Origin of the sequence: Paenibacillus sp. FSL L8-0708 (assembly GCF_038009325.1) — a bacterium.
GTDB lineage: Bacteria > Bacillota > Bacilli > Paenibacillales > Paenibacillaceae > Paenibacillus_AQ > Paenibacillus_AQ odorifer.
In genome coordinates this window covers 82,261-99,810 of the sequence record NZ_JBBPBC010000001.1, presented here as the reverse complement: position 1 = coordinate 99,810, position 17,550 = coordinate 82,261, and the positions used below count along the sequence as shown (strand labels likewise).

Below are 17,550 nucleotides of genomic sequence, written 5' to 3'. Positions count from 1 at the left end.
AATGAAGGGAAATCTACAACCCATTTACTCGGATTTACTGCTGATTTCGACACCAAACTGCATTAGAACAAGTTCTTGATCCCTGAAAATAAATCACCGAAGAAATCACCAATCGCTCTAAGGAACAACTTGAACCAGCCAGCTTTCTCAGCTTCCTCTACAGTGATCAGATTAACTGTTTTCTCCTGTGCTGCTTGCATGCCTTCAGCCTTGTAGGAATAGGTAACTTTACCTACTTTAGAGGATTGAGCTATAGGAGCAACCAAAGTTGCAGGGTCATTTGTTACAACAGTTGTAGTAACTTCAGGAGAAACCGTTCCCTTAGGAACAATGAAAGAAACTCCTTCATCAGTAACTATAGAAACATCTTTATTCTTGCCTTTCAGTACCGGAACTGTTTCCGTGCCAGCAATAACAGCCTTCGGAGCTACAACCTGTTTGATTTCAAAGTTGTTAAATCCGTAGTCGAGCACTTTTTTTGTTTCTGTGAATCGATGTGCCTCTGAATTAGCACCCATAACAACACTGATTAGACGCATTCCATCACGCACCGCAGTACCTGTAAAGCAGTTACCTGCATTTGTGGTATGGCCAGTCTTCAGTCCATCTAGACCTGGATAAGCATATGCCTTAAAGTTGGGGATACTTTTGTTAGCTTCCAGCATCCAGTTGTAGTTAATGATCGGCGCTGTATCCCGATCACGGAATTTATAAGACTGAATCGTTGTAAATTCAGTGAAGTCCGGGTGGTCAGTAACTATAAATTTAGCAAGAGTAGCTGCATCTCTAGCTGACATTACAGTCTCTTTATCAAGATCAGGACGGAATTTCTTCGGCATGTCTGCCCGATCAAGTCCAGTTGAGTTAATAAAATAGGTATTTTTCATGCCCATCTTCTGTGCAGTCTGATTCATTAGTTCTACGAATTGTTCTTCTGAACCCGATACCAATTCTGCCAAAGCAACTGTGGCATCATTCGCCGATCCTACGGCCATCGCTATGTATAGCTCTTTAACCGTATGTTCATCTCCAGCTGCCAGAAAAATTCGTGATCCGACCTGTTTGGAAGCATTCTCTTGAATGATAACTTTCTGATCCCAAGAGATGTCTCCTTTTTTCACGGCATCAGATACAAGATATTCAGTCATCATCTTGGTCATACTCGCAGGCGGGAGTGGTGTATCTGGATTTAGAGCCATAAGTACTTGGCCTGTAGTTGGTTCTATTAGAATAGCAGAACTCAATTCCAAGTTAAGAGATTCCACAGAAGGGATCTTAACTGCGTTGGTCTTGGGTGCAGTTTCAGTAGTAGTTGCGGCACCTTCGGTTGTAACCGGAGTTTTGCCCGCTTCAGCCAATGCTGGAATTACTGGGTTCATTAACATATTTAAAAGCAGACCTACAGTCGCTGTCTTAATTACAATTTGCTTACCATTAAATTTTCGTTTGTGCTTCAATGATTACGACTCTCCTTTAAATCTCATATCAATAGCTTGTTCTATTCTAACACAGGGGTACCCGCAAAAAAAGACAGACAGGACGAAATAGTCCTGTCTGTCCAAAAAATAATACGGTTAGTCCATTATACGGAATAGTTTGGTGCTTCTTTTGTAATTTGCACATCATGCGGGTGGCTCTCACGAAGTCCAGCACTTGTGATGCGGATGAAAGAAGTATCGTTACGCAGTTCTTCCAATGACTTTGTACCGCAATAGCCCATACCTGAGCGCAATCCGCCGATCAATTGATGAACAGTGTCAGAAAGAGGCCCTTTAAAAGCAATACGTCCCTCAATTCCTTCAGGAACGAGCTTTTTATCATCATCTTGGAAATAACGGTCTTTACTGCCTTGTTTCATGGCACTCATGCTGCCCATACCACGATATACTTTAAATTTACGGCCTTGATAAAGCTCGGATTCCCCCGGGCTTTCTTCTGTACCTGCAAACATACTTCCCATCATTACAGCATGAGCACCAGCTGCGATAGCCTTAGTGATCTCCCCAGAATACTTAATACCGCCATCAGCGATAATAGGAATTCCGTACTCGCGAGCAACTGTCGCACAATCATAAATGGCTGTAACCTGAGGTACGCCGATACCAGCGATAACGCGTGTTGTACAGATCGATCCTGGTCCAATACCTACTTTAACTACAGATGCACCAGCTTCAATAAGTTCACGGGTTGCTTCGCCTGTAGCTACGTTACCAGCAACAATCGTAAGATCAGGATACAACTCACGAATTTGGCGAACCGCTTCAATAATATTAATGTGGTGACCATGTGCAGAATCGACGACGATCAAGTCCACACCAGCTTTTACTAATGCTGCAGTACGTTCGAAGGTGTCTTTAGAGATACCAACAGCTGCTCCAACAAGTAGACGGCCATGTGCATCTTTGGCTCCGTTAGGGAATTGAATAGCTTTTTCAATATCCTTAATGGTGATGAGGCCCTTAAGAATATTATTCTCGTCCACAAGGGGAAGCTTCTCGATCTTATGACGTTGCAGGATACCTTCTGCTTCCTGAAGGGTTGTACCCACAGCAGCTGTTACAAGATTCTCATGTGTCATAACTTCTTTAATTTGAATATTGAAATCATGAATAAAGCGTAAGTCTCTATTAGTCAGAATACCGACAAGTTTATTGTCACTGTCTACAATCGGCACTCCGGAAATGCGATATTTACCCATTAAAAGCTCTGCATCAGATACCATATGTTCTGCCGTAAGTGAGAATGGATTCGTAATAACTCCGCTCTCGGAACGCTTCACACGATCTACTTCTTCCGCTTGCTGCTCTACAGGCATATTCTTGTGTATAATCCCGATGCCACCCTCACGAGCAATTGCAATGGCCATGGCTGCTTCTGTGACTGTGTCCATACCTGCACTCATAAGTGGAATATTCAACTTCACATTCTTACTTAGAACTGTGGTCAAATCCACTTCTTTAGGCAGTACCTCAGATTTACGCGGAACCAGCAGCACATCATCAAAAGTTAGACCTTCTTTACCAAACTTATCTTTCCACACCTGGGTCATTCCTCCTCGGTTGTTTTAAATTATACCCGCCTACAAACTTTATGAAAGAAGAACCTTTGACTCCAGTCCATTCACGACAGACAATTCTGTACATCTGGGGGCTGAACAAGTGTAGATCTTCAATTAAGGTTTGAGATGCTTATCCAAAAATATATTATTGCCATCTTAGCAAAGGGCATTTGGACTGTCAAGAACATTACATCATCAGAGTAGGTATTCAAAAAACGGCCGCCGAGTAAGCGAATTATTGGACGTTAGTCCGTGCTGAGAGGACAATTTAGTGTGTTAAAAATTTACAGTTTTCCTCTGTTCACCTTTTAAACCACGCTTATCTCCATCTTAGTATCTCAAAATATAGCCCAATGAATTCTTTATTTACTTAACAAAAAGACCACTGTCGATTACTCAACAGTGGTCTTGCGTGCTTGGCAACGTCCTACTCTCCCAGGACCCTTCGGTCCAAGTACCATCGGCGCTGGAGGGCTTAACGGTCGTGTTCGGGATGGGTACGCGTGGAACCCCTCCGCTATCGCCACCAAACATGCATCTGTGAAACAGACGCTGCCGCGTGAAATTCGGTTCTTCACCAGAAGTGAGAATGAATTTCTAAGCGTGTTACAGGCTTGATGCCTGAAAACTGAATCCGAAACGAATCTGCATTCTACATATAGGATAAGCCCTCGACCGATTAGTATTGGTCAGCTCCATGCATTGCTGCACTTCCACCTCCAACCTATCTACCTCGTCGTCTTCAAGGGGTCTTACTAATTGGGAAATCTCATCTTGAGGGGGGCTTCACGCTTAGATGCTTTCAGCGCTTATCCCGTCCGTACGTAGCTACCCAGCCATGCTCCTGGCGGAACAACTGGTGCACCAGCGGTACGTCCATCCCGGTCCTCTCGTACTAAGGACAGCTCCTCTCAAATTTCCTGCGCCCACGACAGATAGGGACCGAACTGTCTCACGACGTTCTGAACCCAGCTCGCGTACCGCTTTAATGGGCGAACAGCCCAACCCTTGGGACCTACTTCAGCCCCAGGATGCGATGAGCCGACATCGAGGTGCCAAACCTCCCCGTCGATGTGGACTCTTGGGGGAGATAAGCCTGTTATCCCCAGGGTAGCTTTTATCCGTTGAGCGATGGCCCTTCCATGCGGTACCACCGGATCACTAAGTCCGACTTTCGTCCCTGCTCGACTTGTAGGTCTCGCAGTCAAGCTCCCTTATGCCTTTGCACTCTGCGAATGATTTCCAACCATTCTGAGGGAACCTTGGAACGCCTCCGTTACTCTTTAGGAGGCGACCGCCCCAGTCAAACTGCCCGCCTGACACGGTCCCCGTACCCGGTAAGGGCACTAGGTTAGAACCTAGATACGATCAGGGTGGTATCCCAACGGCGCCTCCACCGAAGCTTGCGCTCCGATTTCTACGGCTCCCACCTATCCTGTACAGATCGTACCCAAATTCAATATCAAGCTGCAGTAAAGCTCCATGGGGTCTTTCCGTCTTGTCGCGGGTAACCTGCATCTTCACAGGTATTAAAATTTCACCGGATCTCTCGTTGAGACAGCGCCCAAGTCGTTACGCCATTCGTGCGGGTCAGAATTTACCTGACAAGGAATTTCGCTACCTTAGGACCGTTATAGTTACGGCCGCCGTTTACTGGGGCTTCGGTTCATAGCTTCGGGTTACCCCTAACCACTCCCCTTAACCTTCCAGCACCGGGCAGGCGTCAGCCCGTATACTTCGCCTTGCGGCTTCGCACAGACCTGTGTTTTTGCTAAACAGTCGCTTGGGCCTTTTCACTGCGGCCCCCTCGTGCTATTCACACTACCGGGGCACCCCTTCTCCCGAAGTTACGGGGTCATTTTGCCGAGTTCCTTAACGAGAGTTCTTCCGCGCGCCTTAGAATTCTCTTCTCGCCTACCTGTGTCGGTTTGCGGTACGGGCACCTTCTCCTGGCTAGAGGCTTTTCTTGGCAGTGTGAGATCATGACCTTCGCTACTACAATTTTCGCTCCCCATCACAGCCCAGCCTTAATGATGTGCGGATTTGCCTACACATCAGCCTCACTGCTTAGACGGACATCCATCAGTCCGCGTCACTACCCTCCTGCGTCACCCCATCGCTCATAGCGGATTACGGTGGTACAGTAATTTCAAACTGTTGTCCTTCGACTACGCCTTTCGGCCTCGCCTTAGGTCCCGACTTACCCTGAGCGGACGAGCCTTCCTCAGGAAACCTTGGGCTTTCGGCGGATCAGATTCTCACTGATCTTTTCGTTACTCATACCGGCATTCTCACTTGTGTAGTGTCCAGCGCTCTTTTCAGTACACCTTCAACCCCTACACAACGCTCCCCTACCCCAGATGCAAAGCATCTAGCCATAGCTTCGGTGGTGTGTTTAGCCCCGTTACATTTTCGGCGCAGAGTCACTCGACCAGTGAGCTATTACGCACTCTTTCAATGGTGGCTGCTTCTAAGCCAACATCCTGGTTGTCTGTGCAACTCCACATCCTTTCCCACTTAACACACACTTGGGGACCTTAGCTGATGGTCTGGGCTGTTTCCCTTTTGACAATGGATCTTAGCACTCACTGTCTGACTCCCGGCAATAAGTATATGGCATTCGGAGTTTGACTGAGCTTGGTAATCCTTGCGGACCCCGCACCCAATCAGTGCTCTACCTCCACTACTCTTATACCGAGGCTAGCCCTAAAGCTATTTCGGGGAGAACCAGCTATCTCCGAGTTCGATTGGAATTTCTCCGCTACCCCCACCTCATCCCCGCACTTTTCAACGTACGTGGGTTCGGGCCTCCAGTGCGTGTTACCGCACCTTCACCCTGGACAGGGGTAGATCACACGGTTTCGGGTCTACGTCCACATACTAATTCGCCCTATTCAGACTCGCTTTCGCTGCGGCTCCACCTTCTCGGCTTAACCTTGCATGTTAAACGTAACTCGCCGGTTCATTCTACAAAAGGCACGCCATCACCCATTAATAGGGCTCTGACTTTTTGTAAGCACACGGTTTCAGGTTCTATTTCACTCCCCTTCCGGGGTGCTTTTCACCTTTCCCTCACGGTACTGTTTCACTATCGGTCGCCAGGTAGTATTTAGCCTTAGCAGATGGTCCTGCTGGATTCATACGGGGTTTCACGTGCCCCGCACTACTCGGGATCCGTCTCGGAGAGAACACAGTTTAGGTTACAGGGCTTTTACCTCTATCGCGGGCCTTTCCAGACCTCTTCGCCTACCATATTCCTTTGTAACTCCATGTGAGACGTCCCACAACCCCTAAGAGCAAGCTCTTAGGTTTAGGCTGTTCCGCGTTCGCTCGCCGCTACTGACGGAATCACTATTGTTTTCTCTTCCTCAGGGTACTTAGATGTTTCAGTTCCCCTGGTCTGCCTCTACATTTCCTATGTATTCAGAAATGAGTAACTGCGAATTACCACAGCTGGGTTTCCCCATTCGGACACCCCCGGATCAAAGCTTGCTTACAGCTCCCCGAGGCAGTTTCGTTGTTCGCCACGTCCTTCGTCGGCTCCTGGCGCCTAGGCATCCTCCGTGTGCTCTTATTAGCTTAACCTTGATTCTTCCGAAGAAAAATCTCACTAATAACATTTACTTGTTTACACAAGTTGCTAAAAGATGTTCTAAAACGCAAATTCGTTTCGGTATCCAGTTTTCAAGGATCAAGTCTTACTTGAGAGCTTAAACTCTCAAAACTGAGCAACGAGTGAGTAACAGGCCTAAACCTGAGTTTTGGAAGCTTAGCTTCCGATTTGAATGTTCTCATTGCAGAGAACGATTCTCCATAGAAAGGAGGTGATCCAGCCGCACCTTCCGATACGGCTACCTTGTTACGACTTCACCCCAATCATCTACCCCACCTTCGGCGGCTGGCTCCCTTGCGGGTTACCCCACCGACTTCGGGTGTTGTAAACTCTCGTGGTGTGACGGGCGGTGTGTACAAGACCCGGGAACGTATTCACCGCGGCATGCTGATCCGCGATTACTAGCAATTCCGACTTCATGCAGGCGAGTTGCAGCCTGCAATCCGAACTGAGACCGGCTTTGATGGGATTGGCTCCACCTCGCGGCTTCGCTTCCCGTTGTACCGGCCATTGTAGTACGTGTGTAGCCCAGGTCATAAGGGGCATGATGATTTGACGTCATCCCCACCTTCCTCCGGTTTGTCACCGGCAGTCACTCTAGAGTGCCCAGCTTAACCTGCTGGCAACTAAAGTTAAGGGTTGCGCTCGTTGCGGGACTTAACCCAACATCTCACGACACGAGCTGACGACAACCATGCACCACCTGTCTCCTCTGTCCCGAAGGCCGCTGCTATCTCTAGCAGATTCAGAGGGATGTCAAGACCTGGTAAGGTTCTTCGCGTTGCTTCGAATTAAACCACATACTCCACTGCTTGTGCGGGTCCCCGTCAATTCCTTTGAGTTTCAGTCTTGCGACCGTACTCCCCAGGCGGAGTGCTTACTGTGTTAACTTCGGCACCAAGGGTATCGAAACCCCTAACACCTAGCACTCATCGTTTACGGCGTGGACTACCAGGGTATCTAATCCTGTTTGCTCCCCACGCTTTCGCGCCTCAGCGTCAGTTACAGCCCAGAAAGTCGCCTTCGCCACTGGTGTTCCTCCACATATCTACGCATTTCACCGCTACACGTGGAATTCCACTTTCCTCTTCTGTACTCAAGCCACCCAGTTTCCAGTGCGACCTCAGGTTGAGCCCAAGGTTTAAACACCAGACTTAAATAGCCGCCTGCGCGCGCTTTACGCCCAATAATTCCGGACAACGCTTGCCCCCTACGTATTACCGCGGCTGCTGGCACGTAGTTAGCCGGGGCTTTCTTCTCAGGTACCGTCACTCCGGTAGCAGTTACTCTACCGGACGTTCTTCCCTGGCAACAGAGCTTTACGATCCGAAAACCTTCATCACTCACGCGGCGTTGCTCCGTCAGGCTTTCGCCCATTGCGGAAGATTCCCTACTGCTGCCTCCCGTAGGAGTCTGGGCCGTGTCTCAGTCCCAGTGTGGCCGTTCACCCTCTCAGGTCGGCTACGCATCGTCGCCTTGGTGGGCCGTTACCCCACCAACTAGCTAATGCGCCGCAGGCCCATCCCTCAGTGACAGATTGCTCCGTCTTTCATTCTTCTCTCAGGAGAAAAAAGAAATTATCCGGTATTAGCTACCGTTTCCGGTAGTTATCCCAGTCTGAAGGGCAGGTTGCCTACGTGTTACTCACCCGTCCGCCGCTAAGTCATTTTGAAAGCAAGCTTTCAAAATGACTCCGCTCGACTTGCATGTATTAGGCACGCCGCCAGCGTTCGTCCTGAGCCAGGATCAAACTCTCCAATTAGTATTGAAAAGAGCGATATGCTCATTTTGAAACATCTGACGAGAAAATTAATTCTCTAATTTTGGATTTCACTTACGTGATTTCCTACTCACTCGTTGTTCAGTTTTCAAAGATCAAGTTCTCGTTGGCGCCGTTTAATGTCTCAGCAGCAACTCTTATACTATATCATGTTCGGCTATTTAATGTCAAGCTCTTTTTTTAACTTCTTTTTCAAGCTCGGCATGTGTACTTCTTGGCCGGAATTAGAATATATCATGTATGAAGATGCATTGCAAGAGTTTTTTGAAACTAATATTAAATCTCTACATTCTATAGGAGCGATGAAGTGAAAGCACTGCTTCTAATCAACAGTAGCTGAGAGAACTGCCCTTAGACAGCTCCCTTAAGCCCCGTGTTCTATAGATACTATTCAGTACGGTTACGCATATGTGGAAACAGCAATACATCGCGAATCGATGCAGAATTGGTAAGCAGCATGATCAAACGGTCTACGCCGATTCCCAGTCCGCCAGTAGGTGGCATACCATATTCCAGGGCGCGGATGAAATCATCATCCATCTCATGAGCTTCGTCATTACCTTGCTCTTTCTCCTGGATCTGTGCCTCAAAGCGTTGACGTTGGTCAATCGGATCATTCAATTCACTAAATGCATTAGCGTGCTCACGACCCACAATAAACAGCTCAAAACGATCGGTAAAGCGTGGATCCTCATCGTTTTTCTTCGCAAGTGGTGAAATCTCAACAGGGTGTCCCATTACAAAGGTTGGCTGAATTAGAGTTTCCTCTACAAATTGCTCGAAGAAAGCGTTAAGGATATGACCGAACGTCATATGTTTCTCAACAGGCACACGATGTTCTTTTGCCAAAGCTTGTGCTTCGTCATCTGTCATGTGAACGCTGAAATCAACACCGGTTACTTCTTTAACAGCATCAACCATAGTTACACGACGCCATCCTGGAGACAGATTTACCTCTTTGCCTTGGTAATCCAGCAGTTGTGTACCTAATACCTCTTGGGCAATATGTGCAATCATATTCTCCGTGAGATTCATGATGTCCTTGTAGTCGGCATATGCTTCGTACAACTCAATCATAGTGAACTCTGGATTATGACGAGTCGACATTCCCTCGTTACGATAGACACGACCGATTTCGTACACTTTTTCCAAACCGCCAACGATAAGGCGTTTCAAGTGAAGCTCGATAGCAATCCGCATATACAGCTGCATTTCAAGTGTGTTGTGGTAAGTAATAAACGGACGCGCAGCTGCTCCGCCGGCGATCGTATGAAGTGTAGGTGTTTCAACTTCAAGATAACCAAGTGAATCCAAATAGCGACGCATCGATTGAATAATTCTTGAACGGGCAATAAAGGTCTGTTGAACTTCCGGATTAATAATCAAATCAACATAGCGCTGGCGATAACGCAGTTCTACATCTTTAAGACCATGATATTTTTCAGGAAGTGGCAGCAGGGATTTGGACAAGACTTCAAGATTATGCACTTTGATGGAGGTCTCGCCTGTTTTGGTTTTGAATACTGTTCCACGAACGCCGATAATATCTCCCAGATCGAGAACATTAAACGCCGTGTATTGAGTTTCAGGAATGCTGTCTTGACGAACATAAAGCTGAATTCTTCCGCTAAGGTCCTGGATATGTGCAAAGCTGGCTTTACCCATAACGCGTTTTGCCATAATACGCCCAGCAATGCTCACTTCAACAGAAAGCTCGTCCAATTCCTCTTTGGAAAGTCCATCATACTTAGCTACGATATCGCCAGCGTTAGCTGTGCGCTCGTATTTTTTGCCAAAAGGATCAATACCAAGCCCTCTTAGCTCGTCCAGTTTGGCACGGCGGATCTGCAAAAGCTCACTAAGTTCGTTCTCTGCATTGTCCACATTGTTCATTTCCTCGGTCATGCGATTCATCCCCTTATAACTCAGTAATATCATATACACAAGAAGAAACGGCTCCGTCTCCATAGTTAGAGGACAGTCCCGTTCCAGCTCAAAATATAAGCAGTTTGTTTACCTATCGTTTCTGGATGATTTGAAAAAAGCTTCCCTAAGGAAGCTTTCCCAAACATGTTCCCTTATCTACCTATGTACAGTGAAATGACTAATACATATGGCAGCACATCTATTTACAGACATTAAGGTCTGTATATTACTTCATTCTGATATCGAGAATTTTATATTGAATAACTCCTGCAGGTGTAGAAACATCAACTACCGTACCTATTTTTTTTCCGATAATAGCTTTGCCTACCGGACTTTCGTTGGAAATCTTGTTATTCAGTGGATCAGATTCTGCTGTACCTACGATCGTATACTCCATAGTGTCCCCATATTCCAAATCCTCGACACTTACAGTAACACCAATACTTACTACGTCAGTAACGATCTCGTCGCTATTGATGATACGCGCGTTGCGAAGCATCTTCTCCAAAGTGAGAACGCGTCCTTCGATAAAAGCTTGCTCATTCTTCGCGTCTTCATACTCCGAGTTCTCACTGATATCTCCGTAGCCAATCGCTACCTTAATCCGTTCAGCAACCTCACGGCGTTTTACGGATTTGAGGGTCTCCAGCTCATCTTCCAGACGTTTTAGCCCGTCCGGCGTAAGGATGACTTCTTTATCGCTCATCTCAACCGATTCTCCTGTCGTATACAATTATTGAAAACACCATACTATATGCTAATCTAGAAGGATAAGAACCCTCCCTGCTGCATTGCTCTTACTGTAACGGCGATTTTATACTGTGAAATTATATTGGAACCGCTACAAAATGTCAATGACACCACATATAAAGTCAGATGTGTTCAAATATCAGCAGAAAAAAGGCGATTATACAGCAGAAGAAGACATTTCAATGCCCTTGCTCTCTTCTTCATGCTTTAATTGAACGACAAAATCATTCAATATCCTCACCATTCCATCGCGTTTTGTTTCTGTCATAAGAACATCCTTCACTCTAGCGGCAGCCTTCAAGCCTTTTAAGTACCAAGCCATATGCTTACGCATCTCACGGACAGCTACAGCTTCTCCCTTAAGAGCTACCAGACGATCCATATGAAGAATAGCAACCTTAATCTTCTCATCCAAGCCAGGTTCAGGCATAAGCTCGCCGGTGCTCAAATATTGAATGGTACGATACAACATCCAAGGATTACCGAGTGCTCCACGCCCGATCATTACACCATCGCAGCCAGTCTGATCCAACATAGCCCGAGCATCTTCAGGTGTATTAACATCTCCGTTGCCGATAACGGGAATGGAAACTGCTTCTTTTGCCATCTTGATGTAGTTCCAGTCCGCATGGCCTGTGTAAAGCTGCTCCCGGGTACGACCGTGTACGCTGACAGCCTTACCCCCGGCACGTTCAACCGCACGCGCATTATCTTCGACAAAAATATGCTCACTGTCCCAGCCAATCCGCATTTTCACGGTTACCGGTTTATCGACAACATCGACAACCGCAGAGACCATTTCATAGATTTTGTCGGGATTCAAAAGCCAGCGGGCTCCCGCATCACATTTAGTCACTTTTGGCACTGGGCATCCCATATTGATATCGATAATATCAGCATTGGTTTCTTTATCAACGACTTTAGCTGCTTGCACCAGTGACGCTCTATCCCCGCCAAAAATCTGCAAACTAAGCGGTTTCTCCCGTTCATCTACAAACAACATTTCGCGAGTACGTGTATTTCCGTGAATAATGGCCTTATCGCTTACCATTTCCGCACAGACCAGACCTGTACCAAATTCCTTAGCGATCAGACGAAAAGCCGGATTGCACACGCCAGCCATAGGTGCCAGAACAACCTGATTTTTCATCTCAATATCGCCAATCTTCAGCATTCGTATCACTTCCTGCCTTTTAATTCTTGGAAATTATGAGTTGGGATCCACAAGCTCTTCTGTTGTAACCCCTAGAACATTCGCAATTTTATCTAAAATTTGATCTTCTAATCGTCTGTTACCCCTCTCGACTGCACCAAGCACAGCCAAGGAAATTCCGGCAAGATCCGCAAGATCCTGTTGAGTATACCCTTTTAGCTTACGGAATGCCCTGACCCTCCGTCCCAAACGCTTGTTGTCCACAACCGAATTCCTTCCTTCCCGTCTATGTCTTGAAGCGCTGCTGTAATCAGCTTGCGAAGTCCGGAAGATTGTTCATTCTGTGGAACGATGTCACTGAGCGGAAACAATACAAAAGCACGCTCTAACATGCGTGGATGCGGTAACGTTAAATGTGGTGTATCGAGTACCTGACCCTCAACCCACAACAAATCCAAATCTACCGTTCTCGGTCCATAGCGGATATCCCGGATACGACCCAGCTGCGTTTCAATCCCCAACATCACTTCCAGCAAGGACTCGGGCGCAAGTGTCGTTCGCAAAGCTGCTGCCATATTGAGAAACTGCGGCTGATCTAAATAACCTACTGGCTCTGTCTCGTAAACTTTGGAGCAGCGGACCACCGATATTTCATCATGAGCGTCCAGTCTGTTCAAAGCCTCTGACAGTGTGCCCTCGCGGTCACCCAAATTAGCCCCTAAAGCAATATAAGCCTCTGATTCTTCAGAGGTGGAATGTATATTCATGGACCTTGTTCTCACTTTCTAGTTCTGCGCAGCTCTACAGTCACTCCCTGAAAATGAATGTCGAAAGGCGGATGAGGTTTAGTTACCTTAACCGTTACTGCATTGATAACAGTATAAGTGTCCAGTACGGAGGATGCAATATATTCTGCCAAAGCTTCGATCAACTTAAAAGACTTTATTTCGACAATGTTTTTGACTAATTCATGAACTTCAGCATAATTCACAGTTTGACTCAAATCATCATTCAAGCCCGCACCCTGCAAATCAAGCTCTAGCTCTAAATCAATGTAAAAACGTTGTCCCAGCTTACGCTCTTCCTCAAATACACCGTGGTATCCGTAATATTCCATGCGATGCATTGTCATTTTATCCATGATTAATCCGCCCTTTTTCGTAAAATATAGCTATTCACACACCACTGGAGGTGCAGCATACAACATCGCATCACACATCTTAACCGTTCGATTAATTAGAGATACATCATGTACACGGACGATCTGGCAACCCTGAGCAATGCCAAAAGCTACTGTAGCTGCGGTGCCTTCCACAACATCATCAGACGGCAAATCAAGTACCGTGCGGATGAATTTTTTGCGGGATGTCGCCAGTAACAACGGATAGCCTAACTCAGTCAACCCGTCTAAAAGCATCATTGCCTGCAGGTTTTCATTATAATCCTTAGCAAAGCCGATACCTGGATCCAATATGATATTGGCCGGCTTAACACCTGCGGCTAACGCAAGATCAATACTTTCCTTAAGATCAGCCGACATATCCGAACTCAGATTCGTATAATTACGGTCCTGCCGGTTATGCATCAAAATAATAGGACAGTCAGCAGCAGCGGCCACTGCCGCCATTTCCGGATCGGCCTTACAACCCCATATGTCATTAATGATATGAGCACCCGCAGCTAAAGCTTGGCGGGCTACCTCAGCTTTATAGGTATCGATGGATAACGGAAGATGAGGTGCCGCCTTATGAATACTCTCAATCACAGGCAATACACGGGCTAACTCCTCTTCAAGTCCCACCGGTTGATGACCAGGACGAGTAGATTCACCGCCGATATCAATAATATCAGCACCCTCTGCAGCCATACGCAGCGCATGCTCAACAGCTTTGTCCGGATAATCCCAAAGTCCTCCATCTGAAAAAGAATCAGGGGTAACATTAAGGATGCCCATAATCAATGTTCGATTTCCTAACTCCAAGTCTGTATTTCCACAACGGTATGTCCGCTTAAAGAGGACTGGTCTCATTTCGCAATCGCCGTCCTATCTCTATATAATGAAATCAAGCCAGCAGTAATTGTTCCACACTGGCCAGTACCTATAGTAAATCTTGCATCTCCGTGCCACACCCCGGTAACAGGAACAATTTCTTGTACGGAATTGGTAAGAAACACTTCATCAGCAGCTTTCAACTGCTCCCAGTGATATGTTCCTTCTTCAACACTAAGGCCTGCACTAAGAGCCAGCTTCAGCACCATTTCCCGGGTAATTCCCGGAAGAATGCCTGTGGTGAGATCTGGGGTATAGAGCCTGTTGTTTTTAATAAAAAAGATGTTGCTGACAATGCCCTCCGCAATAAATTCTTCTGCCGACAGCATTAGTCCTTCAGCACCATTTGCCGCAGAAGCATACCCTCTAAGCTCACGCTTAGCCAGAATGTTATTCATATAATGCAGCGACTTGAGTCGCACTGTTCCCTCAGGAGTATTACGGCGCAAGGACAACAGCTGCAGCTCTTTGCCTTCACTGTAAAGCTTATCTGGTACTTTCGGCAGCGCTTTGATGTACAACAAATGATTGGGCTTTTGATAATCACCAGCAGGTAATCCGAGAATATCCTCACCGGCTGTTACGGTATAGCGTATATAAGCTTCTTTTAATTCATTTTTGTCCATCACGCGCTTAATCCAGTCAAGTAGATGTGCCGCTTCTGCCTCAAATGGAATGCCCAGTTCCTTGCACCCCTCTGCCATACGCTTCAAATGACGCTCCAGCAAAAAGGGAACTCCCCCATAGGTCCGAAAGGTTTCGAACAAGCCAATGCCGTACAAAAAGCCGTGATCCAAGGCAGAAACCACGGCTTCTCGGGCGTCAATGACACCATTGTTAAATCCTATATATTTCATGCCGTTTCTCCGGCTCTCCGTTTCAAGAAATTACGCAGCATCGTATGACCATGATCCGTAATAATAGATTCCGGGTGGAACTGCACACCTTCAATAGGATATTCTTTATGGCGCAATGCCATAATCTCCCCCTCTTCAGTCTCAGCCGTAATCTCCAAGCAATCTGGGAGACTCTCCCGCTCTACAATCAGTGAATGATATCGGGTAGCTGTAAATGGAGACTCCAGACCTTCAAAAACTGAGGTCCCGTTATGGTAAATAGGCGATGTCTTCCCATGCATCAAACGCTCAGCACGGATGACATTGCCACCAAATGCTTGTCCAATCGCTTGATGTCCAAGGCATACGCCGAAGATCGGAATGATCCCCTTGAAATGATGCAACAATTCCAGACTAATTCCCGCTTCATTTGGCGTACATGGGCCTGGTGAAATTAGAATATGGTCAGGGGCCAGCTTTTCAATCTCTTCGATAGTAATTTCATCGTTGCGGTGCACTTTAACCTCTTCTCCAAGCTCACCTAAATACTGTACGAGGTTATACGTAAAGGAATCATAATTATCGATGACCAAGATCACAGTGCTACTCCCCCTTCGGCTCCGCTGGTAGCTGGCAGTTCCTGCTGCAGTTCACTACAGAGTACTGCCTTCACTACCGCTTTGGCTTTATTATGGCATTCACGGTATTCACGGTAGGGATCGGAATCGATCACTATGCCGGCACCTGTCTGAATATATCCGACCCCGTCTTTTACAGCCAGCGTTCTTATAATAATATTTAATTCCATATTGCCGTTATAGTCAATAAAACCCATCGAACCTGTATAGGGTCCACGTCGAACCGGCTCCAGTTCTTCGATAATCTCCATTGTCCTTACCTTGGGAGCCCCCGTGATGGTTCCCCCCGGGAATAAAGCTGCGATAACCGCATAAGCGTCTTTATCCGGCGCAATCTGGCCCTCTACCTGCGAAACGAGATGCATCACATGAGAGTAGCGCTCCACCGTCATCAGCTCCGGCACGCTGACGGAACCGTATGCAGCGACACGTCCGATGTCGTTGCGTTCCAGATCGACAAGCATAATATGCTCGGCGATCTCTTTTTCGCTCCCGCGAAGCTCCGCCTCCATGGCGGCATCCTCCGCGGGAGTGAGTCCCCGGCGCCGGGTGCCGGCGATGGGCCGGGCGCTCACTTTGTCCCCGTGCAGCTTGACGAGCAGCTCCGGTGAAGCGCTGGACAGCGCGAAGCCGGGCGACCGCAAGAGCCCCATGTACGGGGACGGGTTGAGCTTGCGCAGCCACTCGTAAACATCCTCCGGCGAGGACTTCAGCTGCGCCTCCTGGCGCAGCGAGAGGTTCACTTGGAAGACATCGCCTTGGCGGATGTATTCCTGAACGTCCACCACTGCCTGCTGAAACTTCTCAGGCGAAAAAGCCGAAGCCATGCCCGGCCACTCTCCTGATGAAACTGTAAGGGCCTCAATGCTGCCCACAGCCTCATCATCCAATCCTGCAGCTGAAGATATCAGCTGCCACTGCTCTACCATTTGTCCAGCCTGTTCTATACTGCCAAGATAGAGATTTTGCAGATCCTCCAGCCCACAGTCTGCTGGAACTGGAACGTGGACAGCACAATACAGCACATGCTCTTCGTGATCATAAACCCATATCTCGTCAAACCTCATAAAAAGATAATCAGGAAAACCAGGATCATCTTGGGCAAAAGAAGGCAACCGTTCCAAAGAACGAACCACATCATAACCAAGGAATCCAATACATCCACCAGAGAAAGGAGGAACATCTTCATCCTTTAACTTAGGCGACGTAAAATCCGACATCCATTGCTGCAGTAGCTCCAGCGGTTGTCCCTGCAGTGTTGTTGCCTCAGGTGTCCTCTCCTCGTTCACTGATGCTGATTCCAAAGATTCAGTAGGGAAGCTAAATACTTCCGCGTTATCCTCCTTGCCTTTCAATATCGAAACAGGATTTAAGCCCAAGTACGTATAACGGCCACCCTTACCACTTTCTAAAACTACAGAATACTGGGAAGCTAACTCCCAGGCTTTCTCCCAGGACGCGGGTAATTCGTTGGTGCACCGGGGGGATTTTATAATCAAGGGAAACATGCTCCAGTCTTCAGCAGCCCATTGTTCCCACTCGTTCCAGGTTGTTATGATTTCCAAAGCCATCCTCCTAAAAGTTTTGTCTAGCATCATCTTACAGTTTAATTTTTGAGACAAAACTCGCTTCGTAAGCATTTGCTTAGTTTTGTCCAATCGTCAGTAGTATATTGCCTGTCAGTATACTGTACTTAAGGCATTATTGAAAAGCCCTCAGCGATAGGAAATTATTATGATTTTTTCG

12 protein-coding genes and 3 rRNA genes are annotated in these 17,550 nt (G+C 47.1%); all 15 read right to left on the bottom strand.

The genetic code is table 11. The features are described from left to right. Positions 1 to 62: 62 nt before the first annotated feature. Positions 63 to 1,457, bottom strand: coding sequence for a D-alanyl-D-alanine carboxypeptidase family protein (locus NYE58_RS00450; RefSeq protein ID WP_036679981.1), 1,395 nt, complete (start codon positions 1,455 to 1,457; stop codon positions 63 to 65). A 125-nt stretch (positions 1,458 to 1,582) separates the two neighbouring features. Beyond that, positions 1,583 to 3,040 (bottom strand): IMP dehydrogenase, encoded by a 1,458-nt coding sequence (guaB, locus tag NYE58_RS00445; RefSeq protein WP_036679982.1) that lies wholly within the window; start codon positions 3,038 to 3,040, stop codon positions 1,583 to 1,585. A gap of 432 nt (positions 3,041 to 3,472) precedes the next feature. Next, a 5S ribosomal RNA gene (rrf, locus tag NYE58_RS00440) occupies positions 3,473 to 3,589 on the bottom strand. A 128-nt stretch (positions 3,590 to 3,717) separates the two neighbouring features. After that, positions 3,718 to 6,643: ribosomal RNA gene (locus NYE58_RS00435) — 23S ribosomal RNA — on the bottom strand. Positions 6,644 to 6,875: 232 nt separating this feature from the next. Then, positions 6,876 to 8,433 (bottom strand): 16S ribosomal RNA (locus tag NYE58_RS00430). Together the 16S, 23S and 5S rRNA genes form the textbook arrangement of a ribosomal RNA operon. Before the next feature lie 405 nt (positions 8,434 to 8,838). Beyond that, positions 8,839 to 10,356, bottom strand: coding sequence for a lysine--tRNA ligase (lysS, locus tag NYE58_RS00425; protein WP_076277918.1), 1,518 nt, complete (start codon positions 10,354 to 10,356; stop codon positions 8,839 to 8,841). Between the two features lie 247 nt (positions 10,357 to 10,603). Continuing rightward, positions 10,604 to 11,083 (bottom strand): transcription elongation factor GreA, encoded by a 480-nt coding sequence (gene greA, locus NYE58_RS00420; RefSeq protein ID WP_036678719.1) that lies wholly within the window; start codon positions 11,081 to 11,083, stop codon positions 10,604 to 10,606. A 201-nt stretch (positions 11,084 to 11,284) separates the two neighbouring features. Continuing rightward, entirely contained in the window at positions 11,285 to 12,301 is a 1,017-nt protein-coding gene (gene dusB / locus NYE58_RS00415; RefSeq protein WP_076130084.1) for a tRNA dihydrouridine synthase DusB, read from the bottom strand. Positions 12,302 to 12,334: 33 nt separating this feature from the next. Beyond that, a complete protein-coding gene (locus NYE58_RS00410) occupies positions 12,335 to 12,544 on the bottom strand; it encodes a helix-turn-helix domain-containing protein (protein WP_076099929.1) in 210 nt (69 codons plus the stop codon). Next, positions 12,496 to 13,047 (bottom strand): 2-amino-4-hydroxy-6-hydroxymethyldihydropteridine diphosphokinase, encoded by a 552-nt coding sequence (folK, locus tag NYE58_RS00405; RefSeq protein ID WP_036678725.1) that lies wholly within the window; start codon positions 13,045 to 13,047, stop codon positions 12,496 to 12,498. The genes NYE58_RS00410 and folK overlap by 49 nt, the downstream gene beginning before the upstream one ends. Before the next feature lie 11 nt (positions 13,048 to 13,058). Then, complete coding sequence (gene folB, locus NYE58_RS00400; RefSeq protein ID WP_036678726.1) at positions 13,059 to 13,421, bottom strand: dihydroneopterin aldolase; 363 nt, start codon at positions 13,419 to 13,421, stop codon at positions 13,059 to 13,061. Positions 13,422 to 13,451: 30 nt separating this feature from the next. Next, entirely contained in the window at positions 13,452 to 14,309 is an 858-nt protein-coding gene (folP, locus tag NYE58_RS00395) for a dihydropteroate synthase (protein ID WP_341000892.1), read from the bottom strand. Then, complete coding sequence (locus NYE58_RS00390) at positions 14,306 to 15,187, bottom strand: aminotransferase class IV (protein ID WP_341000891.1); 882 nt, start codon at positions 15,185 to 15,187, stop codon at positions 14,306 to 14,308. The genes folP and NYE58_RS00390 overlap by 4 nt, the downstream gene beginning before the upstream one ends. Further along, positions 15,184 to 15,765 carry an aminodeoxychorismate/anthranilate synthase component II gene (gene pabA, locus NYE58_RS00385; RefSeq protein WP_036678733.1) on the bottom strand — a complete coding sequence of 194 codons (582 nt, stop codon included), beginning with the start codon at positions 15,763 to 15,765 and terminating at the stop codon, positions 15,184 to 15,186. Before pabA ends, NYE58_RS00390 begins: the two co-directional genes overlap by 4 nt. Continuing rightward, positions 15,762 to 17,375: an anthranilate synthase component I family protein gene (locus NYE58_RS00380; RefSeq protein ID WP_341000890.1), complete on the bottom strand. Its 1,614-nt coding sequence runs from the start codon at positions 17,373 to 17,375 to the stop codon at positions 15,762 to 15,764. Before NYE58_RS00380 ends, pabA begins: the two co-directional genes overlap by 4 nt. Positions 17,376 to 17,550 lie beyond the last annotated feature (175 nt).